General features: G+C 73.3%; 18 protein-coding genes. 10 read left to right on the plus strand and 8 right to left on the minus strand.

All coding sequences use genetic code 11. The features are described from left to right. Positions 1-93: 93 nt before the first annotated feature. The gene (locus tag ACTMTU_RS30855) at positions 94-1131 is read right to left on the minus strand and encodes a hypothetical protein (RefSeq protein ID WP_441266718.1); all 1038 of its coding nucleotides are present in this window, start codon (positions 1129-1131) and stop codon (positions 94-96) included. 149 nt (positions 1132-1280) lie between these two features. Here ACTMTU_RS30855 and ACTMTU_RS30860 point away from each other — a divergent pair, with 149 nt between their 5' ends. Beyond that, positions 1281-3740, plus strand: a complete 2460-nt coding sequence (locus ACTMTU_RS30860) for a helicase-associated domain-containing protein (protein WP_441266846.1) — start codon at positions 1281-1283, stop codon at positions 3738-3740. Here ACTMTU_RS30860 and ACTMTU_RS30865 read toward each other — a convergent pair. Beyond that, positions 3706-4269 (minus strand): VanZ family protein, encoded by a 564-nt coding sequence (locus ACTMTU_RS30865; RefSeq protein WP_441266719.1) that lies wholly within the window; start codon positions 4267-4269, stop codon positions 3706-3708. The two genes, ACTMTU_RS30860 and ACTMTU_RS30865, sit on opposite strands and share 35 nt — an antisense overlap. A gap of 107 nt (positions 4270-4376) precedes the next feature. On the opposite strand from ACTMTU_RS30865, the gene ACTMTU_RS30870 reads away from it, so the two are divergent. After that, positions 4377-6032 (plus strand): DNA repair helicase XPB, encoded by a 1656-nt coding sequence (locus tag ACTMTU_RS30870; protein ID WP_441266720.1) that lies wholly within the window; start codon positions 4377-4379, stop codon positions 6030-6032. Positions 6033-6221: 189 nt separating this feature from the next. Here ACTMTU_RS30870 and ACTMTU_RS30875 read toward each other — a convergent pair whose 3' ends face one another. After that, positions 6222-6404 (minus strand): hypothetical protein, encoded by a 183-nt coding sequence (locus ACTMTU_RS30875; RefSeq protein WP_441266721.1) that lies wholly within the window; start codon positions 6402-6404, stop codon positions 6222-6224. Between the two features lie 337 nt (positions 6405-6741). On the opposite strand from ACTMTU_RS30875, the gene ACTMTU_RS30880 reads away from it, so the two are divergent. Beyond that, positions 6742-8772, plus strand: a complete 2031-nt coding sequence (locus ACTMTU_RS30880; RefSeq protein WP_441266722.1) for a HelD family protein — start codon at positions 6742-6744, stop codon at positions 8770-8772. Positions 8773-8978: 206 nt separating this feature from the next. Here the strand turns inward: ACTMTU_RS30880 and ACTMTU_RS30885 are convergent, their stop codons facing one another. Further along, positions 8979-9677, minus strand: a complete 699-nt coding sequence (locus tag ACTMTU_RS30885) for a copper homeostasis protein CutC (RefSeq protein WP_441266723.1) — start codon at positions 9675-9677, stop codon at positions 8979-8981. Positions 9678-9863: 186 nt separating this feature from the next. Here ACTMTU_RS30885 and ACTMTU_RS30890 point away from each other — a divergent pair, with 186 nt between their 5' ends. The 3 genes from ACTMTU_RS30890 to ACTMTU_RS30900 all read left to right on the plus strand — a co-directional run bounded on the left by ACTMTU_RS30890 (position 9864) and on the right by ACTMTU_RS30900 (position 14131). Next, positions 9864-12122: a heavy metal translocating P-type ATPase gene (locus tag ACTMTU_RS30890; RefSeq protein ID WP_441266724.1), complete on the plus strand. Its 2259-nt coding sequence runs from the start codon at positions 9864-9866 to the stop codon at positions 12120-12122. 66 nt (positions 12123-12188) lie between these two features. Then, positions 12189-12839, plus strand: coding sequence for an HD domain-containing protein (locus ACTMTU_RS30895; protein WP_441266725.1), 651 nt, complete (start codon positions 12189-12191; stop codon positions 12837-12839). Between the two features lie 89 nt (positions 12840-12928). Then, entirely contained in the window at positions 12929-14131 is a 1203-nt protein-coding gene (locus tag ACTMTU_RS30900; RefSeq protein ID WP_441266847.1) for a Cmx/CmrA family chloramphenicol efflux MFS transporter, read from the plus strand. Between the two features lie 112 nt (positions 14132-14243). Here ACTMTU_RS30900 and ACTMTU_RS30905 read toward each other — a convergent pair whose 3' ends face one another. Further along, entirely contained in the window at positions 14244-14510 is a 267-nt protein-coding gene (locus ACTMTU_RS30905; protein ID WP_441266726.1) for a DUF4031 domain-containing protein, read from the minus strand. Beyond that, the gene (locus ACTMTU_RS30910) at positions 14507-14863 is read right to left on the minus strand and encodes a hypothetical protein (RefSeq protein ID WP_441266727.1); all 357 of its coding nucleotides are present in this window, start codon (positions 14861-14863) and stop codon (positions 14507-14509) included. Before ACTMTU_RS30910 ends, ACTMTU_RS30905 begins: the two co-directional genes overlap by 4 nt. Before the next feature lie 56 nt (positions 14864-14919). Between ACTMTU_RS30910 and ACTMTU_RS30915 the strand changes: the two genes are divergently transcribed. After that, positions 14920-15834 carry a MurR/RpiR family transcriptional regulator gene (locus tag ACTMTU_RS30915; protein ID WP_441266728.1) on the plus strand — a complete coding sequence of 305 codons (915 nt, stop codon included), beginning with the start codon at positions 14920-14922 and terminating at the stop codon, positions 15832-15834. Between the two features lie 39 nt (positions 15835-15873). Continuing rightward, positions 15874-16806 (plus strand): N-acetylmuramic acid 6-phosphate etherase, encoded by a 933-nt coding sequence (murQ, locus tag ACTMTU_RS30920; protein ID WP_441266729.1) that lies wholly within the window; start codon positions 15874-15876, stop codon positions 16804-16806. A gap of 390 nt (positions 16807-17196) precedes the next feature. On the opposite strand, the gene ACTMTU_RS30925 is transcribed toward murQ, so the two are convergent. Continuing rightward, positions 17197-17889 (minus strand): ABC transporter ATP-binding protein, encoded by a 693-nt coding sequence (locus ACTMTU_RS30925; protein ID WP_441266730.1) that lies wholly within the window; start codon positions 17887-17889, stop codon positions 17197-17199. A 49-nt stretch (positions 17890-17938) separates the two neighbouring features. Continuing rightward, the gene (locus ACTMTU_RS30930; protein ID WP_441266731.1) at positions 17939-19399 is read right to left on the minus strand and encodes an ABC transporter permease; all 1461 of its coding nucleotides are present in this window, start codon (positions 19397-19399) and stop codon (positions 17939-17941) included. 262 nt (positions 19400-19661) lie between these two features. Here ACTMTU_RS30930 and ACTMTU_RS30935 point away from each other — a divergent pair, with 262 nt between their 5' ends. Both ACTMTU_RS30935 and ACTMTU_RS30940 read left to right on the plus strand, forming a co-directional pair. Then, complete coding sequence (locus tag ACTMTU_RS30935; protein ID WP_441266732.1) at positions 19662-20339, plus strand: helix-turn-helix domain-containing protein; 678 nt, start codon at positions 19662-19664, stop codon at positions 20337-20339. Next, the gene (locus tag ACTMTU_RS30940; protein ID WP_441266733.1) at positions 20336-21784 is read left to right on the plus strand and encodes an MFS transporter; all 1449 of its coding nucleotides are present in this window, start codon (positions 20336-20338) and stop codon (positions 21782-21784) included. Before ACTMTU_RS30935 ends, ACTMTU_RS30940 begins: the two co-directional genes overlap by 4 nt. Positions 21785-22641 lie beyond the last annotated feature (857 nt).

The following is a 22641-nucleotide window of genomic DNA, read 5'->3' on the forward strand; positions in this document are numbered from 1 at the left end:
GAGCCCCCGAAACACCGCGCGGAGCGCGGTGGCGGGTCCGGGCGGAGCCCGGTTTCGGGAAGGGGCGGGTAGGGGAAAGGCGCGCCGCAAGCGTCACCGCAGCCGCCTCGACCGCCACACCAAGAACACCGCCGAGGCCACCGCCGCCCCCCTCACCACCCACGGCCACGTCCCCGTCAGCGCGTCCCGCATCCCGTTCTCGGGAATCTCCTCGCCCCAGTGGCCGTTGATGCGGCCCCACAGCCACAGCGCACCGCCCGCCACAGCCGCGCCCGGCAGGCCGAGCACGGCGAACTTGATCTCCGTGCGGGACAGCCGGCGAGAGCCGTATGCGAGGAGCCAGCCGAGGCCGAGCGCGACGAGCGAGCCGAGGATCGCACCGGCGACGAGCAGCGCCGCGGCGAGCAGCAGCATCGGGCTGCCGAGCCCGGGCCGGGGCCCGGCGGAGGTGTCGGCGTCGGCGGCGCGGCGGCGCAGCAGCCGCCTGAGCGAACGGCGGCGTCCGCCCGCCCCGGCACCGGCGTCCTCGCCCTCGGGGTCACAGTCCTCGGCCTCGTTCTCGTCCTCCGACGGCGGTGGCTTCAGTATCTCGGGGATCTCCACACCGCCGACGAACCCGGCCACGGCATCGCCCGCGCCGAACGGCGCCGGATCGATACGCCACCAGTCCGGTTCGGAGCCGGAGGGGCCCAGTTCGTCCATGCCGGCGAGGTGCGGCGGCGAAGCTGCCTCACGCGGCAACGGCGTTGGCGCGGGCGCGTCCCCCGTACGCGGCCGCGGCACGCGACGCCGTCCCCGCGGACGCGCCATGTCCCCCTCCACCGGGGCCGCCTGACGCGGCGCCGGCTGCGCCCCGTCGGCGTCCCGTGCGGTGGCCGAGGTCGCGGGAGCCGACGCCGCAGGGGCCGACGTCGCCGACGCCACCACTTCGTCCGGCGTGCCGAGCCGACCGAGGATGCGGCGTACGCCCGCCGGGCTGTCCCCTCCGAACTTCGTCCGCTGCTTCTCGATCTCCGTCCGCAGCGTCGTCACGAGCCGCATGCGTTCGCCGGACGGAAGCTGGGCCTGCTGGGCCAGGTCGCCGACACGGCTCAGATAGTCGTAGACCAGCTGGTCGCTCTCGATCCCCACCGACGGTTCCCCTGACGTTCCCGGTGTGCCCGGCGTTCCCCGGTGTTCCCGTGCGCAGGCCGGCGGACGCCAAGAGCCGGCCCGCCTTCCCGGGCCGTCCCGTCCCCGACGGTAGCGCTCCAGGGGCTAACGTGGGGCGGATGGGGACCATGCCCGAAGAACGCGGCGGCAGCCCGCGCACGCTCGCGGAGGCGCTGCGCGCCCGCGACGACGAGGAGCTGGCCGCGCTGCTGCGCGCCCGCCCCGATCTGCTGAGCCCGGTGCCGAACGACGTCACCCAGCTCGCCACCCGGGCCGGTACCCGCGCTTCGGTCGTCCGGGCGCTGGAGCGGCTGGACCGGTTCGCCCTGCAGACCGCGGAGGCGCTGGCGGTGGCGCCGGACCCGGCGCCGTACGGGACCCTGCTCGCGCTGATGGCGGGCGACGACGGCGACGCGGACGTCGAAGCGGCCCTCCCCGACGCTCTGGAGGTGCTGCGCCGACAGGCCCTGGTGTGGGGCGGCGACGACCGGCTTCGGCTGGTGCGCACGGCACGTGAGCTGCTCGCGCCGTCGCCGACCCGTCCCTCGCCGACCGGGCTCGGTCCCTCGGTGACGGAGGCGACGGCCGGGATGTCGCCCGGCCGGCTCCAGGAGATCGTGGCGGCGGCGGGCCTGCCGACGACGCACGACCCGGTGTCGGCGGTGGCGTCGCTGACCGCCCTGTTCACGGACCGGACGCGGATGGCGACGCTGCTGGACACGGCCCCTTCCGACGCGCTCGCGGTCCTGGACCGGCTGGTGTGGGGGCCTCCGTACGGGGAGGTGGCGGCCGATCCGACGCCGCCCGTGCGCTGGTTGAGGGACCGCGGTCTGCTGCTGCCGGCGTCGGCGCGCACCGTGGTGCTGCCGCGGGAGGTGGCGCTGCATCTGCGGGCGGGTCGTGCGCACCGGGTGCCGGAGCCCGTTCCGCCGGCCGTCACGCCCGCCGCGGAATACGGTCCACAGGCTGTGGACAGCGCGGCGGCCGGGCAGGCGTACACGGCGCTGACCACGGTCGAGGACCTGCTGAAGGACTGGCACGAGGGCGGCCCGCCGGTGCTGCGCGCCGGAGGTCTGGCCGTGCGGGACCTCAAGCGGACGGCCGCGGCGCTGGACACCAGCGAGCAGCTCGCCGCGTTCTGGATCGAACTGGCCTACGCGGCGGGGCTGCTGGCCTCCGACGCCGAGGCGGACGAGCGGTACGCGCCGACACCGGCGTACGACGAGTGGCTCGAACGCCCGACGGCGGAGCGGTGGGGTGAACTGGCCGTCGCCTGGTTGACGGCGACGCGCACGCCGGGCCTCGTCGGCAGCCAGGACGCCAAGGGCCGCACGCTCTCCGTCCTCGGCCCGGACCTGGACCGCTCGGCCGCCGTGGAGGTGCGCCGGCGCGTCCTGGAACTGGCGGCGGAGCTTCCGCACGGCACCGCCCCCGCCCCCGAGTCGCTGCTGTCCCGGCTGCGCTGGGAGCGGCCGCTGCGCGCCGAGGCGGCGGGCTCCACGAAGGACCTGCGGGCACGGGTCGCGGCATGGACCCTGTCGGAGGCGGAGCTGCTCGGCGTGACGGGCAGGGGCGCGCTGTCCGCGCACGGCCGCGCGCTCCTCGGCGGGGAGGGGGCCGGAGACGACGGCACGCTCGCCGGCCGGCGCGCCCGCGCCGTCACCTCGCTCGCGCCGCTCCTGCCGGAGCCGCTCGACCACGTCCTGCTCCAGGCCGATCTCACGGCGGTCGCGCCGGGGCCCCTCGACCGTCCCCTCGCGGAGACGCTCGCCGTCCTCGCCGAGATCGAGTCCAAGGGCGGCGCCACCGTCTACCGCTTCACACCCGGCTCGGTGCGACGGGCACTCGACGCCGGCATGGCCGCCTCCGACGTGCACGCCTTCCTGGCCGCGCACTCCCGGACGCCCGTGCCGCAGCCGCTCAGCTACCTCGTCGACGACGTCGCCCGCCGCCACGGCCATCTGCGCATCGGCGCCGCCTCCGCCTATGTGCGCTGCGACGACGACGCCCTCCTCGGCGAGATCCTCGCCGACAAGCGTTCGCAGGGTCTCGGGCTGCGCCGCCTGGGGCCGACCGTGCTCGCCGCCCAGAGCGATCCGGGAACGCTGCTCGAGGGCCTGCGGGCGATGGGGTACGCACCGGCCGCCGAGTCCACCGAGGGCGACGTGGTGATCACCCGCGCCCATGCCCGCCGCACCCCGCCGCGCACCCCGCCCGCCCCCGTACCGGAGGGGCCGCCGGTACCGGACGGCACGCTTCTCGGCGCGGCCGTGAAGGCGATCAGGGCGGGCGACATGGCGGCCGGCGTCGTACGGAAGCCCGCCACCGACGACGACCGGCCGCAGGCCGGTGAACTGCCCCGCACCTCGTCGGCGGAGACCCTGGCCACCGTCCAGGCCGCCGCGCTCACCGGATCCGCGGTGTGGATCGGCTACGTCAACGCGGAGGGCGCCGCCAGCCAGCGCGTCATCGCGCCGGTCCGCGTGGAGGGCGGCTTCGTGACGGCGTTCGACCACACCGCGGACGAGGTGAGGACGTATCCGCTGCACCGCATCACGGGCGTGGCGGAACTGGCCGACGACGTTTGAGCCGCCCGCCGAGAAGACGGGAGCGTCCGGTCGCGGGCTCGTCCGGTTCCGCCTCGCCGCGCCGCCGTCGCCACGCGCGGCCCAGCCTGCGCCCCAGCAGGACGTAACCGATCAGCGCGCCCGTGGTGTTGAGGATCACATCGTCCACGTCGAAGGCCCGGCCGGTGACGATCGCGCCCTGCGCCAGCTCCACAAGGGCCATCACCACGACCGTCAGCACGATCACCCGCAGCAGCCGCATCGACCGCGGCACCAGCACCGGCAGCAGCACGCCGAAGGGCACGCCGAGCAGCACATTGCCGCCGGCCTGCTTGGCGGCCGCCAGGAACGTGTACTCCTCGGCGTACTGCCGCAGGGACGCTCCGGGGCGCAGGTTCGCCGTCGCCACGCCCTCGGAGGCGTGCGACGGCGTGAGCGTCAGCCGGGCCAGGACGGCGGAGAACAGCACCAGGGCGGCGAAGGCGCAGACGATCAGACCTGCGCGGAGGAGGGTTCTGCCCCACTCGCGGGGCCGTTCATCTGTGGTCATGACAACCCGGCTACCCGCGCGCAGCCCGGACAGGCCCGCGATGCGGGACACTGGATGTTTGGCCGTGTCCGGGACGGACGGACCGGCCCGACCGAAAGGGTGTGGCGTTGAACGGACCGCTGATCGTCCAGAGCGACAAGACGCTCCTGCTCGAGGTGGACCACGAGCAGGCGGACGCCTGTCGTCGCGCCATCGCGCCCTTCGCCGAACTGGAGCGCGCGCCGGAGCACATCCACACCTACCGGGTCACGCCGCTCGGCCTGTGGAACGCCAGGGCCGCCGGCCACGATGCCGAGCAGGTCGTCGACGCGCTGGTCGAGTTCTCCCGCTACCCGGTGCCGCACGCCCTCCTCGTCGACGTGGCGGAGACCATGGCCCGCTACGGCCGGCTCACCCTGTCCAAGCACCCCACCCACGGGCTCGTCCTCACCTCCACCGACCGGCCGGTGCTCGAGGAGATCCTGCGGTCGAAGAAGGTCCAGCCGCTGGTCGGCGCCCGCATCGACCCGGACACGGTCGCCGTGCATCCCTCGGAGCGCGGCCAGATCAAGCAGACGCTGCTGAAGCTCGGCTGGCCGGCCGAGGACCTCGCGGGCTACGTCGACGGCGAGGCGCACGCCATCGAGCTCGACGAGTCGGGCTGGGCGCTCCGCCCGTACCAGAAGCAGGCGGTCGAGGGCTTCTGGCACGGCGGCTCCGGCGTGGTCGTCCTCCCCTGCGGCGCGGGCAAGACCCTCGTCGGCGCGGGTGCGATGGCCCAGGCGAAGGCCACCACCCTGATCCTGGTCACCAACACCGTCTCGGCCCGCCAGTGGAAGCACGAGCTGGTGAAGCGCACCTCGCTGACCGAGGACGAGATCGGCGAGTACAGCGGGACGAAGAAGGAGATCCGCCCGGTCACGATCGCCACCTACCAGGTGCTGACGACCAAGCGGAAGGGCATCTACCCCCACCTGGAGCTCTTCGACTCCCGCGACTGGGGCCTGATCCTCTACGACGAGGTGCATCTGCTGCCCGCGCCGGTCTTCAAGTTCACCGCCGACCTCCAGGCCCGCCGCCGGCTGGGCCTCACGGCCACGCTGGTGCGCGAGGACGGCCGGGAGTCGGACGTCTTCTCCCTCATCGGCCCGAAGCGTTTCGACGCGCCGTGGAAGGAGATCGAGGCGCAGGGCTACATCGCACCGGCGGACTGCGTGGAGGTACGGGTCAACCTGACCGACTCCGAGCGGCTGGCGTACGCGACGGCCGAGCAGGAGGAGAAGTACCGCTTCTGCGCGACGACCGCGACCAAGCGCAGGGTGACCGAGCAGCTGGTGCACAAGCACGCGGGTCAGCAGACCCTCGTCATCGGCCAGTACATCGACCAGCTCGACGAGCTCGGCGAGCACCTGGACGCACCGGTCATCAAGGGCGAGACGCCGAACAGCCTGCGCGAGAAGCTCTTCGACGCGTTCCGCAACGGCGAGATCAGCGTGCTGGTGGTGTCCAAGGTCGCGAACTTCTCGATCGACCTGCCCGAGGCGACGATCGCGATCCAGGTGTCCGGGACGTTCGGCTCCCGCCAGGAGGAGGCACAGCGCCTCGGCCGGGTGCTGCGGCCGAAGGCGGACGGCCACAAGGCGCACTTCTACTCGGTGGTGGCGAGGGACACGATCGACCAGGACTTCGCGGCGCACCGCCAGCGGTTCCTGGCCGAGCAGGGCTACGCGTACCGGATCATGGACGCGGACGATCTGCTGGCGGGCGAGGACCCCGTACGCTGACGCCCCGCTCCCGCCGGGCAGGTGTGGTCCCCACCCCGCCCGGCGAAATCCAGCCCGCCCGGCGTTTGAGGGCACCGCGCGAAGCGCGGTACGCCGCCCGCAGGGCGGTACGGGGCCCGGGGCATGCCCGGTTTCGGGAGGGCAGGGGAACGGCCCCGGGCACAGACCCCACGCGCGCCGCCGCCGCGGTCAGCGGCGGCGGACGCCGGCCTCCTCCGCGTACTCGCCGAGGACGGCGACGCTGAAGACGGCGCCCGCGAAGACCCTGACCGCGCGCAGGGCACTGCCCACGCGGTGGTGCCTGCTGTCACCGGCACCGCCCGGGGCGGCGACGTGGCGGGTGGTTCCCGGGGTGAGGATGGCTGTGGTCATGCGTCCATGGTGCTGCGCGTCACCCGGTCGGAGCATCGGGCTGCGGGGTGAACCGGTGGGCGCTCCGCGTACTACTCCAGACAGAGCGCGTCCCCTACGGGAATGACGTCGCCGCCCCTGACGGCGAGAAAACCGTTCGCGTCCCTTCAGCGCCCCCACTACAATCGCGGGCTTGCCCCAGGTCGCCTGTCCGCAGCCAGGGGCCTTCCCCGCCTCCCCAGAGGAGAGCCGCCGCCCGGACGGAAACCGGCCGGTCCGCCATGCCGTGATCACGCAGCCCAGCCGGAGGCAACCCGTGCCCGCGCACGCCCCTGTACCCGACGTATCCACCGTCACCGTGGCCACCGAAGGGGAAGACCCGCTCTCCCGCGAGCGGGCCCACCTCGCCGCGTCGCGGTCCGCCCTGCGCGCGATGCGCGAGGACGTCCAGTCCCTCGACATCAAGGACGTCACGGCGAACTGGGTCAACGCCGCCGTCCTCCAGTCGCAGATCGAGGACCGCATCAAGGCGCTCGCCGACCTGTCCCACACCCCGCTCTTCTTCGGCCGCCTCGACTACCTGCCCACCACACAGGAGGGCCGCCGCTTCTACATCGGCCGCCGCCACGTCCACGACGCCGCGGGCGACCCGATGGTCATCGACTGGCGTGCGCCGGTCTCGCAGCCCTTCTACCGGGCCTCCCGAAAGGACCCGCAGGACGTCGGTCTGCGCCGGCGCTTCGGCTACACCGGCGGGGACCTGACGGCGTACGAGGACGAGCACCTCACCGACCCGTCGGAGACCGAGCAGACCTCCAGGCTCCTCCAGGCGGAGATCGAGCGGCCCCGCGTCGGCCCCATGCGGGACATCGTCGCGACGATCCAGCCCGAGCAGGACGAGATCGTGCGCAGCGGCCTGTCGGGCACGGTGTGCGTGCAGGGCGGGCCTGGCACCGGGAAGACGGCCGTCGGCCTGCACCGTGTCGCCTACCTCCTCTACGCGCACCGGGAACGCCTGGCGCGCACCGGCACCCTGGTCATCGGGCCGAACCGTTCCTTCCTCCACTACATCGAGCAGGTCCTGCCCGCCCTCGGAGAGCTGGAGGTCAAGCAGGCCACGGTCGACGACCTGGTCGGACACGTGGAGGTCAGCGGCCGGGACACCGCGGCGGCGGCCGTCGTCAAGGGCGACGCCAGGATGGCGCAGGTCCTGCGGCGCGCGGTCCGCTCGCACGTCACGATGCCGACGGAGCCGGTGGTCGTCGTGCGCGGATCACGGCGCTGGCGGATCCCGGCCTACGAACTCGAGGAGATCGTCCGCGAGTTGCTCGACCGCGACATCCGCTACGGCGCCGCCCGCGACGCCCTCCCCCAGCGGATCGCGCACACCGTGCTGGTCCGTATGGAAGAGGCGGGGGAGGCGCCCGACGACCGGGTCCAGGACGCGGTCGCCCGCAACCCCGCCGTCAAGGCGGCGGTCAAGGCGATCTGGCCGCCGGTCGATCCGGCGAAGCTCGTACTGCGGCTGCTCTCCGACGCGGAGTTCCTCGCCGCGCACGCGGAGGGTGTCCTCACCGCCGAGGAACAGGCGACGATCCTGCTGCCGAAGCCCGCGCGCAGCGTGCGGTCCGCGAAGTGGTCCGCGGCGGACGCGGTGCTGATCGACGAGGCGACGGACCTGGTGCAGCGCACCCAGTCGCTGGGCCATGTCGTCCTCGACGAGGCGCAGGACCTGTCCCCGATGCAGTACCGCGCGGTGGGCCGCCGCTGCTCCACCGGATCGGCGACGGTCCTCGGCGACCTGGCCCAGGGGACGACGCCCTGGGCGACCGCGTCGTGGGCCGAGGCGCTGTCCCACCTCGGCAAGCCGGAGGCGGTCGTCGAGGAGCTGACCGCGGGCTTCCGCGTTCCCCGCGAGGTGATCGCCTACGCGTCGCGTCTGCTCCCGCACATGTCCCCCGGCCTCGCGCCGGTCTCGTCGGTCCGCGAGTCCCCCGGCTCCCTCGAGGTCCGCGCGGTCGCGGACGTCGCGGACCTCGATACGGCGGTCGTCGCGGCGTGTGTGGAGTCCCTCCGCAACGAGGGCTCGATCGGGCTGATCGCGGCGGACTCCCGCGTCCCCGCGATCGCGGCCGCGCTGGCCGCGGCGGGCCTCCCGTACCTCTCCCCCGGTGAGGAGACCACCGCGGAGGCGCGTCTCACGCTCGTCCCGGCATCGCTGGCGAAGGGCCTGGAGTACGACTACGTGGTCCTCGACGAACCGGCGTCGGTCATCGGCGACGAACCGGACCTCCGCACGGGCCTGCGCCGCCTGTACGTCTCCCTGACCCGCGCGGTCTCCGGCCTCACGGTCCTCCACGCGTCCCCGCTCCCGCCCCAACTGACCTGACCACCCGGTCGGCCCCGCCGCAGGCCAGGCGGGCGCGATCGGGCCCCCGACGCCGCCGCATCACGCAGGGCCCGCGCCGGGGCCGGGCCCTGTAGACCGGACCTCGCACGGGGGCGGGCCCGCCAGCATCAGGCCGGGGCCAGAACCGGGCGGCCGTCCCGGGGCGGGCCCGGGCCGGCCCCGCGTGCCCTCGCGCGCTGCGCGCGCTAGGCGTCGAGCGCGGTGCGCCAGTCGCGGACCGCTGCCGGGTCCACGGGGGCCGACCAGCCGCCGGGCCGTGCCGCGCCGCCGATGTGGAAGCCCGTCAGGCCCGCCCGGCGCAGACGCGGGACGTGGTCCAGGCGCAGACCGCCGCCGACCAGGAGCTGCGGCTCGTAGCCCGGTTCGCCGTGCCGCGCGGCCTCGGTGAGAAGCGTGCGCATGCCGTCGTCGACGCCCGCGGCCGAGCCGGCCGTCAGATACGTGTCGAGTCCGGGCAGGTCCGCCAGCTGCTTGCGCAGGGCGTCCCGGTCCGCCGCGTGGTCGATCGCGCGGTGGAAGGTCCAGCGGCAGTCGTCGACGACGGCCAGCAGCCGTTCGATCGTGACGAGGTCCGGCTGCCCGTGGTCGTCGAGGAAGCCGAGCACGAACTCGTCCGCCCCCGCCTCACGCAGGGCTTCCGCGGCCCTGACCAGGGCGTCGACGTCCGCCGGGCCGCCGGCCGCGAAGCCGTCGGAGAGGCGGAGCATCACGCGCAGCGGGATGTCGACCGCCGCGCGGATCGCCGTGAAGGTGGAGACCGGCGGCGTCAGCCCGTCGGCCGCCATGTCGGTGACCAGCTCCAGCCGGTCGGCCCCTCCGGACTGGGCGGCGACCGCGTCCCGCGCGTCGAGGGCGATCACCTCCAGGAGTACACGGTTGCTCATGGGACCCATTCCTCCAGGCTCCGACAGGTCTAGTCCATTGGCCAGCCTAATGCTCGGCGAGCCGGGCGGCAGCCACACCCCTGATCCTTCCCGTGAAGCGGACTTGCCTCCGGTACGGGGCGGGGGTATACATGGAGCCAAGATAGATACCCCCCAGGGGTATCAAGAAGAGGCCGAGGAGACACCATGCCGCAGACCGCGACCGAATCCCGCTCCGTAGAGCTCGCCATCGGTGGCATGACTTGCGCCTCCTGCGCGGCTCGGATCGAGAAGAAGCTCAACCGCATGGACGGTGTGGAGGCGACCGTCAACTACGCCACCGAGAAGGCGAAGGTCACCTTCACCGAGGGCACCGCCGTCGCCGATCTGATCGCCACCGTGGAGGCGACGGGCTACACCGCCGCCGAGCCGGCGCCACCGCCCGTCGAGGGCGGGCCCGCGGCGCCGGACGAGGCCCCGGCGGACGACGGGCTGACCCCACTGCGGCAGCGTCTGGTGGCCGCGGTGGTGCTCGCGGTGCCGGTGGTCGCCATGGCGATGATCCCGGCCCTGCAGATCGAGTACTGGCAGTGGCTGAGCCTGACCCTGGCCGCGCCGGTCGTCACCTACGCCGCCTGGCCCTTCCACCGGGCGGCGTGGACGAACGCGAAGCACGGCGCGGCGACGATGGACACGCTGATCTCGGTCGGTACGTCGGCGGCGTTCCTGTGGTCATTGTGGGCGCTGTTCTTCGGCACCGCCGGCACGCCCGGCATGACGCATCCCTTCGAGTTCACGATCGCCCGCAGTGACGGGGCGGGGAACATCTACCTGGAGGCGGCGGCCGGTGTCACCGCGTTCATCCTCGCCGGGCGGTACTTCGAGGCCCGCTCGAAGCGCCGGGCGGGCGCGGCGCTGAAGGCCCTGCTGGAGCTGGGCGCCAAGAACGTGACCGTACTGCGTGACGGCCGGGAGGAGACGATCCCGACGTCCGCCCTGAAGGTCGGGGACCGGTTCCTGGTCCGGCCGGGCGAGAAGATCGCCACCGACGGCACGGTCGTGGAGGGCGCCTCCGCCGTCGACGCCTCCATGCTCACCGGCGAGTCCGTCCCGGTGGAGGTCTCGGTCGGCGACACCGTCACCGGCGCCACCCTGAACGCCGGCGGCCGCCTCGTCGTCGAGGCCACCCGCGTCGGCGCCGACACCCGGCTCGCCCGGATGGCGAAGCTGGTCGAGGACGCGCAGAACGGCAAGGCCGCCGCCCAGCGCCTCGCCGACAGGATCTCCGCCGTGTTCGTCCCGGTCGTCATCGCACTCGCCCTGGGCACCCTGGGCTTCTGGCTCGGCAACGGCTCAGGACTGACCGCCGCGTTCACCGCCGCCGTCGCCGTCCTGATCATCGCCTGCCCCTGCGCCCTGGGCCTGGCCACCCCGACCGCGCTGATGGTCGGCACCGGCCGCGGCGCGCAGCTCGGCATCCTGATCAAGGGGCCCGAGGTCCTGGAGACCACCCGCAAGGTCGACACGATCGTCCTCGACAAGACCGGCACCGTCACCACCGGCCGGATGACTCTGCTCGCCGTGCACACCGCGGACGGCACCGACGAGGCCGAGGTGCTTCGGCTGGCCGGTGCGCTGGAGAACGCCTCTGAGCACCCCATCGCCCAGGCCGTCGCCGCCGGGGCCGTCGAGAAGCTCGGCGGCCTGCCCACCCCCGAGGACTTCGCGAACATCCCGGGCCTGGGCGTCCAGGGCATCGTAGAGGGCCACGCCGTCCTCGTCGGCCGCCAGAAGCTGCTCAGCGAGTGGGCGATGGAACTGCCCGCAGGACTGGCCCGCGCCCGGCACGAGGCCGAGGCCGCCGGCCGCACCGCGATCGCCGTCGCCTGGGACGGCGAGGCCCGCGCGGTCCTCGAGGTCGCGGACGCCGTCAAGGACACCAGCGCGGAAGCCATCGGCCGCCTGCGCGCCCTCGGCCTCACCCCCATCCTCCTGACCGGCGACAACGAGGCCGTCGCGAAGAGCGTGGCCGCCGAGGTCGGCATCTCCCCCGAGGACGTGATCGCGGAGGTCATGCCCGAGGACAAGGTGAACGTCGTCAAGCGCCTCCAGGCCGAAGGCCGCAGCGTCGCCATGGTCGGCGACGGCGTCAACGACGCCGCCGCCCTCGCCCAGGCCGACCTCGGCCTCGCCATGGGCACCGGCACCGACGCCGCCATCGAGGCCGGCGACCTCACCCTCGTCCGCGGCGACCTCAACGCCGCCGCCGACGCCATCCGCCTCTCCCGCAAGACCCTCGGCACCATCAAGTCCAACCTGTTCTGGGCCTTCGCCTACAACGTCGCCGCCCTCCCCCTCGCCGCCGCCGGTCTCCTCAACCCCATGATCGCCGGAGCGGCCATGGCCTTCTCCTCCGTCTTCGTCGTCGCCAACTCGCTGCGCCTGCGCAGCTTCAAGGCCGCGTGAAGAGGCGCGAAGGGCCCCGGGGCACCCGCCCCGGGGCCCTTCGCGCGTGCGGGCACAATATGAGCCATGACCGACCGATCCGCCGACCTCCGCGCCCGCTGGACCGACGCGCTCCTCGGCGCCCGGGGGGAAGCGAGCGGCCCCGACCCGCTGCCGTACGGGGAGAACCTGCTCGCGCGCTGGGCCGAGCCGCAGCGGCGGTACCACACGACCGGCCATCTGGTCGCGGTCCTCGACCACATCGACACTCTCGCGGTTCACGCGGACGATCCCGACCTCGTACGGCTGGCCGCCTGGTTCCACGACGCCGTGTACCTCCCTGACCGCTCGGAGAACGAGGAGCGCTCCGCCCGCCTCGCCGAGCGCGCCCTCCCGGAGGCCGGGCTGAGCGAGCGGGCGACCGCGGAGGTGGCCCGGCTGGTGCGCCTGACCACCACCCACGCCCCCGACGAGGGCGACCGCAACGGCCAGGTGCTGTGCGACGCGGACCTGGCGATCCTGGCCGCCGCCCCCGACGTGTACGCCGCGTACGCCGCGGCGGTGCGCGAGGAGTACGCCTTCGTCCCGGACGAGGCCTTCCGCGACGGTCGTGCCGCGGTGCTCCGGCAGCTCCTGGCCCTGCCGCTGCTGTTCCGCACACCGCACGGCCGGCAGGAGTGGGAACGGAAGGCCCGCCACAACCTCACCGTGGAGCTGGAGCTGCTCGCCGCCTCCTGATCCCGCGGCCCGGCCTGGGAATTCCAGGCTTCAACCACCTGTTGGCATCTGTCATGCCCGACCCTTCCGAACGCTCCGCCCGCGCCCGTATGCCGCTCGCCGTCTACATCCTCGGCCTCTCCGTCTTCGCCCTCGGCACGAGCGAGTTCATGCTCTCGGGGCTGCTGCCGCCCATCGCGGCGGACATGGACGTGTCGATTCCCCGGGCCGGGCTGCTGACCTCGGCGTTCGCGGTCGGCATGGTGGTCGGCGCACCGCTGCTCGCCGTCGCGACGCTACGACTGCCCCGCAGGACCACTCTGATCACGCTGATCTCCGTCTTCGGCGTCGGCCAGGTCGCCGGCGCGCTCGCCCCCACCTACGAGATCCTTTTCGCTTCCCGGGTCATCAGCGCGCTCGCCTGTGCCGGCTTCTGGGCGGTGGGCGCGGCCGTCGCCATCGCGATGGTGCCCGTGACCTCGCGGGCCCGGGCCATGGCAGTCATGATCGGCGGACTGTCGATCGCCAACGTCCTCGGCGTCCCCGCGGGCGCGTTCCTCGGCGAGCACCTGGGCTGGCGGTCGGCGTTCTGGGCGGTCGGCGCGGCGTCCGCCGTGGCGCTCGTCGGCGTCCTGATGCGGATCCCGCACATCCCGCTGCCGGAGCAGAAGCCGCAACTGCGGAAGGAGCTGACGATCTACCGGGACCGCCAGGTCTGGCTGGCCGTGGCGATCACCGCGCTGGCTGCGGGCGGCGTGTTCTGCCTGTTCACCTACCTCAGCCCGCTGCTCACCGATGTGGCGGGGCTGGACGCCGGCTGGGTGCCGACCGTGCTCGCGCTCTTCGGCATCGGCGCGCTGGCCGGCTCGACGATCGGCGGCCGGGTGGCCGATGCGCACCTGTTCGGCGTGATGCTCAGCGGCATAGCCGGGTCGACGGTGCTGCTGGCGGCGATCGCGCTGTTCGCCTCGTACGCGGCGGCCGCCGTGGCACTTTCGTTCCTGCTCGGCTTCTCCTCGTTCTTCACCGCCCCGGCGCTCAACGCCCGGATGTTCAACGTCGCGGGCGCGGCGCCGACGCTCGCCGGTGCGACGACCACCGCGGCGTTCAACCTCGGCAACACCGGCGGGCCCTGGCTCGGCGGTGTGGTGATCGACGCGGACCTCGGCTTCCCGTCGACGGCCTGGGCGGGCGCGGCCATGATGGTCGTCGCCATCGTCCTCGTGGCGGTGGCGATGCGGCTCCACGGCAGCTCACGAGTGGTGTCCCAGTCGGTCCCCGGCGAGCGATCCGTCTCGGCGGAACGCGTCTGACCGGGGCACGTCTTCGCGAACCGCGGCCGAGCGGAAGAACGCGTCGAGCGGACACCGCGCTCGAGCGGAAGAACACGTCCGAGCCGGGCGGATCCCGTCCGGCTCGGACGCCTCAGACGGAACGCCCCTTGGGCCGGCGCAGCCCCGCGCCCGTGAGCCGGCGTACGAGCTCCTTCGAGCCCACCTCCACCGCGCCAGCCGCGACAGCGTCCGCGTAACGGTGCGAGGGAACGTCGTAGTGGTCGCGCTCGAAGGCGCGCGGCGGGCAGCCGATGGCTGCGGCGAAGGCGTGGAGCTCGTCGAACGACACGTCACTGACCAGGTGGGACCACATCCGGCCGTGACCCGGCCAGGTCGGCGGGTCGATGTAGACCGTCACGTCAGGCCACCTATGGGGGCCACCACCACGCCCGCCTTCCCGCACACCCAGTGCGGGTCCGGCCCGAGCTCCGGCTGGATCTCCAGGGCGTGCGGGTCGCCGGCGTCGCACACCGGGCACAGCGGCCAGCGGCCGTGCCGCTCCAGCAGCGAGTCCTGGACGTCCTGGGCGACCAGACCGGCGACGTACTCGACGCCCTCCGGCCACTGCTCGACCCACCAGCGGCGGTGGGTGACCGCGTCCTCGACCATGGAGACGACTCCTGCGTCGGCCACGCCGCGGGCGGCCAGATCGGCGATGACCAGGGCCCGGGCCCGGTGCAGAGCCTGTTCCAGTGGGTTCGAGTCGTCCATGCCCCCATTGTCTCCGGGTCTTGACGCCACCCGAAACGCGAAAATACCTTTCAAGTGTGACCAATCCAGTGAAGGAAATTTTCAGCGGTGACGCTCCCGCCCCCGCCGCCCTCGCGGCCAAGGTGCGCACGCTCTCGCCGTCCATGACCCGTTCCATGCAGCGGGTCGCCGAAGCCGTCGCCGACGACCCGGCCGGCTGCGCGGCCCTCACGGTCACCGGCCTCGCCGAGCTCACCGGCACCAGTGAGGCCACCGTGGTCCGCACCGCCCGCCTGCTCGGCTACCCCGGCTACCGCGACCTTCGCCTGGCGCTCGCCGGTCTCGCCGCCCACCAGGAATCCGGCCGGGCGCCTGCCATCACCACCGACATCGCCGTCGACGATCCCATCGCGGACGTCGTCGCCAAGCTCGCCTACGACGAGCAGCAGACCCTCGCCGACACCGCCGCCGGTCTCGACACCGTCCAGCTCGGCGCCGCGGTGGCCGCCGCGTCGACCGCCCGCCGCATCGACATCTACGGCGTCGGCGCGTCCTCGCTCGTCGGCATGGACCTCGCGCAGAAACTCCTCCGCATCGGCCTGATCGCCCACGCCCACGCCGACCCGCACCTCGCCGTCACCAACGCCGTGCAGCTGCGCTCCGGTGACGTGGCCATCGCGATCACCCACTCCGGTTCCACCGGCGACGTGATCGAGCCGCTGCGGGTCGCCTTCGACCGCGGCGCGACGACGATCGCCATCACCGGCCGCCCCGACGGTCCGGTCTCGCAGTACGCCGACCATGTGCTGACGACGTCGACCGCCCGCGAGAGCGAGCTGCGGCCGGCCGCCATGTCGTCCCGCACGAGCCAACTGCTCGTCGTGGACTGCCTGTTCATAGGCGTGGCCCAGCGTACGTACGAGTCGGCGGCCCCTGCCCTCGCCGCCTCGTACGAAGCCCTCGCGCACCGCCACAGCCCGCGCACCCGCTGACCGAACCCCCCGCGTACCAAGAAAGCCGAGCCGCTCTTCATGACCTCCACCTACGGTGAACTCCGCGCCCAGCTGGCCACTCTCACCACCGAGGCGTTCCGACCCGAGCTCGCCGACATCGACCGGCTGCCGACGCTCGAGATCGCCAGGATCATGAACGGCGAGGACGCGACCGTCCCCGCCGCCGTCGCCGCGCAACTGCCCGCCATCGCCGCCGCGATCGACGGCACCGCGGAGCGGATGTCCCGCGGCGGCCGGCTGATCTACGCGGGGGCCGGCACGGCGGGCCGGCTGGGCGTGCTCGACGCCAGCGAGTGCCCGCCCACCTTCAACACCGACCCGTCGGAGGTCCTCGGCCTGATCGCGGGCGGCCCGACCGCGATGGTCAAGGCCGTCGAAGGCGCGGAGGACAGCAAGGAGCTGGCCGCGGCGGACCTGGACGGCCTGGAGCTCACGGCCGACGACACGGTGGTCGGAATCTCGGCGTCCGGCCGCACCCCGTACGCCATCGGCGCGGTGGAACACGCCCGCGCGCTGGGCGCGCTCACCATCGGGCTCTCCTGCAACGCGGACAGCGCGCTGGCCGCGGCCGCGGAACACGGCATCGAGGTCGTCACCGGGCCCGAACTCCTCACCGGCTCCACCCGGTTGAAGGCGGGCACGGCGCAGAAGCTGGTGCTCAACATGATCTCGACGATCACGATGATCCGCCTCGGCAAGACCTACGGGAACCTGATGGTCGACGTCCGCGCGTCCAACGACAAACTCCGCGCCCGCTCCCGCCGCATCGTGGCGCTGGCGACGGGGGCGTCCGACGAGGAGATCGAGGCGGCCCTGGAGGCGACGGACGGCGAGGTGAAGAACGCGATCCTGGTCATCCTGGGCGACGTCGACGCCCCGACGGCGGCCACCCTCCTCTCCCGCACCTCGGGCCACCTGCGCGCGGCCCTCACGGCCTCATCCGCCACCTGACCCACCCCGGCCCCGCCCGGCCGACGCCGGGGGGCACACCTCACGGCCCCGCCGGTGCCGGGGCACACCTCACGGCCCCGCCGGTGCCGGGGCCACTTCAAGCCCCGCCGGCGATTGAGGCGCGGGGCCCGGGGCAGAGCCCCGACGACCGGGCCACGCCACGTCTCCAGCCGCCCACCGGAACTCACAGCACGCCCTCCGGGCGTGTCCTCAATCGCCGGACGGGCTCAAGCGCCCGCTCTGCGAAACCCGACTCCGCCCGCGCCCGCGCCACTTCAAGCCCCACCGGTCATCGAGGCGCACCTGCAGCCCGCCTGTGCCCGGGCCCACCCAGCCCCACCGGCGACTGAGGCGCGGGGCCCGGGGCAGAGCCCCGGCGGCCGGGACGTGCTACGCCGCGTCCGCCGTTCGTTCCTTCACCGTCACCCGCCCCTTGCGGATCGTCGCGATCCGCCTCGTCCGGCGCGCCAGCGCCGAGTCGTGGGTGACCATCACGAACGTGAAGGCGTGCTCCTCCCACAGCGCCTCCAGCACCTCCATGATCTCGTCGCGCATCGACTCGTCCAGGTTTCCCGTCGGCTCGTCCGCGAGCAGTACCGCCGGCCGTTTCACCAGCGCACGCGCGATCGCGACCCGCTGCTGCTGGCCGCCGGACAGCTCACCGGGCAGGTGCCGCAGCCGCTCGCCGAGACCGACGGACGCCAGCGCCTCCGCGGCGCGTTCTCTGCGTTCGCGCGCCTTCAGACCCGGCAACGGCACGAGCGCCGTCTCGACGTTCTCCTGCGCGGTCAGCGTGGGAATCAGGTTGAAGCTCTGGAAGACGAAGCCGATCTTCTCCGCCCGCACCCGCGTCAGCCTCGCCTCCGGCAGGGTCGCCAGATCCGTCCCGTCGAGGACCACGCTGCCCTCGCTCGGCCGGTCGAGGCCGCCGAGCATCTGCAGCAGCGTGGACTTGCCGCCTCCCGTGGGGCCCTGGATGACGAGCCGGCCGCCGTCCTCGATGGTCAGGTCGACGCCGTCGAGAGCGTTCACGCTGTCCTTGCCCCGCCGGTAGCGCTTGGTGACGCCACTGAGCTGGTACATCATCAACTCCTGTTGTACGTGGAAGAGAAGGGGCCCGGTCCTGGCCGGGTCACTCGACGCGGCGCAGCGCGTCGGCGGGCCGCAGCCGGGACGCCCGCCAGCCGCCGAAGCCGCCCGCGACGAGACCGCCGGCGACGGCGAGGGACACGGCGAGGCCGATCGTGGTGAGCGAGACGGGCGCGGTGAGCGCGATGTCGAGGGCGCGGTCGGCCGAGTCCCGCAGGGGTCCGCCACCGCCGCCGGGACCGGCGACCCGGAGGCCGCCCCCTCCGCCCGGCGCGCCCGCCCCGGCGCCGCCGCCGAGCTGAGCGGTGAGCGTCGGGCTGAAGGTGGTGATCAGCCACGCCCCGGCGAGCCCGAGGGCGATCCCGAGCGCGCCGCCGACGAGCCCGTTGACCAGGGCCTCGCCCGCGACCTGCCGTGTCACCCGGCCGCTGCGCCAGCCGAGCGCCTTGAGCGTGCCGAACTCCCGTACACGCCGGCTGACCGCCGAGGACGTCAGCAGTCCGGCGACGAGGAACGCCGCGGCCAGCACGAGGACGGAGAGCCACTTGCCGACGCCCGATGCCAGGTCGGACGCCGTGGACAGCGACCCGGAGACCGTCTCCGCGAGGTCGGCGGAGGTGGTCACGGTCGTACCGGAGATGTTCTTCTGGATGGTCTCCTTGACGCCGTCGATCTGCTGCGAGTCGGTCACCTGGACGTAGACCGTGGTCACCTTGTCCTTGGCGTCGGCGAGTTCCTGCGCCTGGGCCAGCGGGAGGTAGACGTTGGCCGCGGCGTCGCCGCTGTCCGCGGTCGCGATGCCGATGATGTCGAAGTCGGTGCCGGAGACGGTGAGTTTCTTGCCCGGCCCGAGGTCCTTCTCCTTGGCGTAGGCGCTGTCGAGGACGGCGACCCGCGCGTCGGTCTCGTTCTCCTTGAAGGTCCGCCCGGAGGTGATCGTCGAGGAGGTCAGGGGTCCGAGTTCCTGGTGGGCGACGTCCGTTCCGTACGCCGTGTACGAGTCGACGTCGAAGTCGGCCCCGCCGCCGCGCACGGCGCCGCCGCCCGCACCCGGCCCGCCCTGGCCTGGCTTCTGCTGCACCGCCCCGCGCTTGAACTCCCCGTTGACCTTCATGACGTTGACGCTCAGCCCGCCGACCGCGCCCGCGACGCCGTCCTGCTTCGCGACCTCGGCGACGGTCGAGGAGGCGAGGGTCTCGAAGCCCTGGACCATCACGATGTCGCTGCTCTGCTCCGCGTCGTCGCCCTCGTCCTTGGCGTCGAACCGGAAGCGGGGGCGCCGCACCGTCTCGCCCTCACCGGGCGGCTCGGCGGCCTTGGTGACGGTCATGTCGGTGCCGAGTCCGTACAGCGATTCCAGGACCTTGTCCTGGGCGCGGTTCATCCCGGACGACACGGAGTTGACGACGATGACCAGCGCGATCCCGAGGGCGAGCCCCGAGGCGACGACGAGCGCCGCTTTTCTGCGGCGGCGGAGTTCACGCCGGAGGTAGGTGAAGAACATGGCGTGACGGTATGGACGCGGCGTGATGAGGAGTTAAGGCGACGATGAGAGCCCCATGAGTGTTCCGATCGAGACCTGACCGTCGAGGGCGAAGGCACTGGGGCACGTTGTGCTGCCGCAGCCCGCCGCCGGCGCGCCCTCGCCGGCTCGGGGCACGGGCGGGCCGCGGCTCAGCACTGCAGGCCAACCCCGGGGCAAGTTCACCAAAGAAATTCTGCAAAACTTCTTTTGCAGAACCCCGCGCCCGGTCTACGCTCGCCCGGTGACCGATGACCACGAACACCGCCGCCGCGTACTCGATCCCCGTCAGGACGCCGCCGCCCTCAAGGCGCTCACCCACCCCTTGAGGATCCGGCTGCTGGGCCTGCTGCGCATGGAGGGACCGGCCACCGCGAGCGAACTCGCCGTCAGGACGGGCGAGTCGTCCGCGTCGACCAGCTACCACCTGCGGGTGCTGGCCAAGTACGCGTTCATCGCGGAGGCCGAGCACCGCGACGGCCGCGAGCGGCGCTGGAAGTCCGTCCACGAGGTCACCAGCTGGAGCAACGCCGCGATGGCCGGCTCACAAGAGGCGCGGGCGTTCGTCGACGTGGCCCGCCGGGCCCAACTCGACCATCTGGAACGCTCCCTGGCCCGGCACCAGGAGGACCTCGACACCGGCAGGCTCGACGGGGAGTGGCTGGAGCCGTCCGGCTTCACCGACCTGGTGGCCCGCCTCACGCCCGAGTCGCTCACGGAACTGTGGGCGGCGTTCGAGCGCACCGTGAACGAGCTCGCCGCCCGCGACGAGGGCGACGCCCGCGCCGAACAGGTCGTGCTCTTCACGGCCGGGCTGGCACTCGCCCCGGAAACCGGGGCGCGCGACACAGGGCCGAACGCGGGAACAGACAGCGCCAAGGCCGTCACGGAGAAGAAGTCGGCCACGGAGGACGGCTCATGAAGCTGCTGGACCCCCACGCCGCCCGCCGCCGATTCGTCACCGTCACGTTCCTCTTCTGGCTCCCCGTCGGCCTCTACATACCGTCCCAGGTCCTGCTCCTGACCGAACGCGGCATGAGCCTCGCCGTCGTCGCCGGACTCTTCGCCGTCCACTCCCTCACCGTGTCCCTCATGGAGCTGCCCACCGGCGGACTGTCCGACGTCCTCGGCCGCCGGTCCGTCCTCGCCGCGGCGGGCCTGCTCAATCTGTGCGCCCTGACCTTGATGGCGCTCGGAACCACCGTGTGGGCGCTCGCCGTCGCCATGTTCCTGATGGGCTCCGGCCGCGCCCTGTCCAGCGGCCCCGCGGAGGCCTGGTACGTGGACACCGTCCAGGCCCACTCCGGCGCGGGCGCCGAACTGCGCACCGGCCTGTCGCGCGGCAACACCGCCTCGGCCGCCGCGCTCGCCGCCGGAACCCTCCTCGGCGGGGCGCTGCCGCTCCTGCTGGGCCTCGGCCCCGACCCGGGCGCCCGACTGGCCGGCGCCACCGGCGGCCTCGTACTCCCGCTGTCGGTACCCGGCCTGCTCGGCGCGGCCGTCGGCGTCGGTTTCGTCGCGTACGTCCTCACCGCCCTGCCGGAGCCGCCCCGCCCGCCGGCCACCCTGCGCGGCGTGCTCCGCGGCGTCCCGGCGACGATGCTGGGCGGGCTTCGGCTCGGCGTCACGGAGTCGCTCGTCCGCCGGGTCCTGCTGACCGCGGCCGCCGCCGGCGCGGCGCTCGCCGCCGTCGAGCTCCTCACCCCCGGCCGGGCCGCCCGGCTCACGGGCGCCCCCGAGTCCGGCGCTGTCCTTTACGCCGCACTCGCCTGCGCCGGCTTCCTGTGCACCGCGGTCGGCAGCCACTGCGCACCTCTGACCGCGCGGCTGACGGGGAGCAGCGAGCACGCGGTGCTCGCCGCCCTCGGTGTGAGCACGACCGGACTCGCGCTCCTCGGTGTGACGGCCGCCTGGGACGGCGGCCCGGCACCGCTCGCCCTGGCCGCCCTCGGATACGCCCTCGTCTATCTGGGTCTCGGCGCGGCGGGTCCGAACGAGAACGACCTGCTGCACCGTCGCGTCGACAGCACGGTCCGCGCCACCGCCCTGTCCGTGAAGTCGTTGGCGCTCCAGTCGGTCGCCGCGCTGACCGGCCTCGTGGCCGGCTCCCTGCCGGTCGGCCCGCTGCCGTGGCTGGTGGGCGCGACCGCACTGCTGCTCGGCGCACTGCTGTGGACCCGCCGGGCGAAGCCCGCCACCGCCGCGCATCCGTCGCCCGTCCTTCCCTCAGAAGAAGTCGTCCTGACCGCGTCCGGGTCGGGACCCGTCCCGTGCTGCGGGAGCCGCGTCGCCGCGCCGAGGGCTCGCCACAGCGGCGGCATTCAGCCGGCGTCGTCTCCACCAGAGCAGCAATGCGGCTGCCGCTAGGCCCACGGGCAGCAGACGCAGGGCCGACGCGCCGACGGTCGAGGGTTCTTCCTGCGGATCGCGGTCGGCCGCCCGACGCGGTGCGGGGGCCTGCGGTTCGCGGTCGGCCGCCTGGCGAGGTGTGGGCGCGCCGAGCCAGATCGCTCCGTCGCCGTCGGCGGACGGCGCGCTCAGCGAGCGGTCGACCTTCTCGGGAAGGTTCGCGTGGGCCGCGGTGAAACGGTCGCCCGAGACCTGCGTGACGGGGATTCTCGTGAAGTCGACACCACCGTAGACATAGCTGCGTACATAGGTGGTCCCGCCTTCGGTGGTCCTGTCGGTGACCTTGAACTCGCCCTTGGTGTACGAGTCGACGAACCGGTCGAAGGTGTCGGTGGGCTTCCAGCGGCCGTCGCTCCGCCAGTTGTCGATGTCGCCCGTGTCGATGAGGTCGCCGTAGGTGGTGTCCTTGCTGCGGCTCAGGTCGCGGTACCACTCGGCGGCGACCCGGGCGAGGTAGACGCGGCGTAGTTCTGCGTACTCGGGCGCGGTGTTGATGGCCTTCTTGAGCTCGGGAAGGATCAGGCCGCGGAAGTGCTGCTCGTTGTGGTCCTCGGTGGCCTTGCTCTGCTGGGGACATGTACCGGTGGCGGACTCGCCCCGCTGCTTCAGGTACTGGGTCTCCATCTTGACGTCGAGGGGCGCGTCGAGGATGTAGAGCTTGTCGCCGTCCTGGCGGACCGATGCGGGTGCGGGCAGGATCCACGTCCGGTAGGACATGCAGTTGCCCTGGATGCCGTCCCAGAACGTCCGGCCTCGTGCGGAGTGGGGGTGGATGAGCTTGCCGATCGTCTTCTTCATCTGCAGATCGGCCTCGA

Origin of the sequence: Streptomyces sp. OZ13, from assembly GCF_052068155.1 — a bacterium.
Classification (GTDB): domain Bacteria; phylum Actinomycetota; class Actinomycetes; order Streptomycetales; family Streptomycetaceae; genus Streptomyces.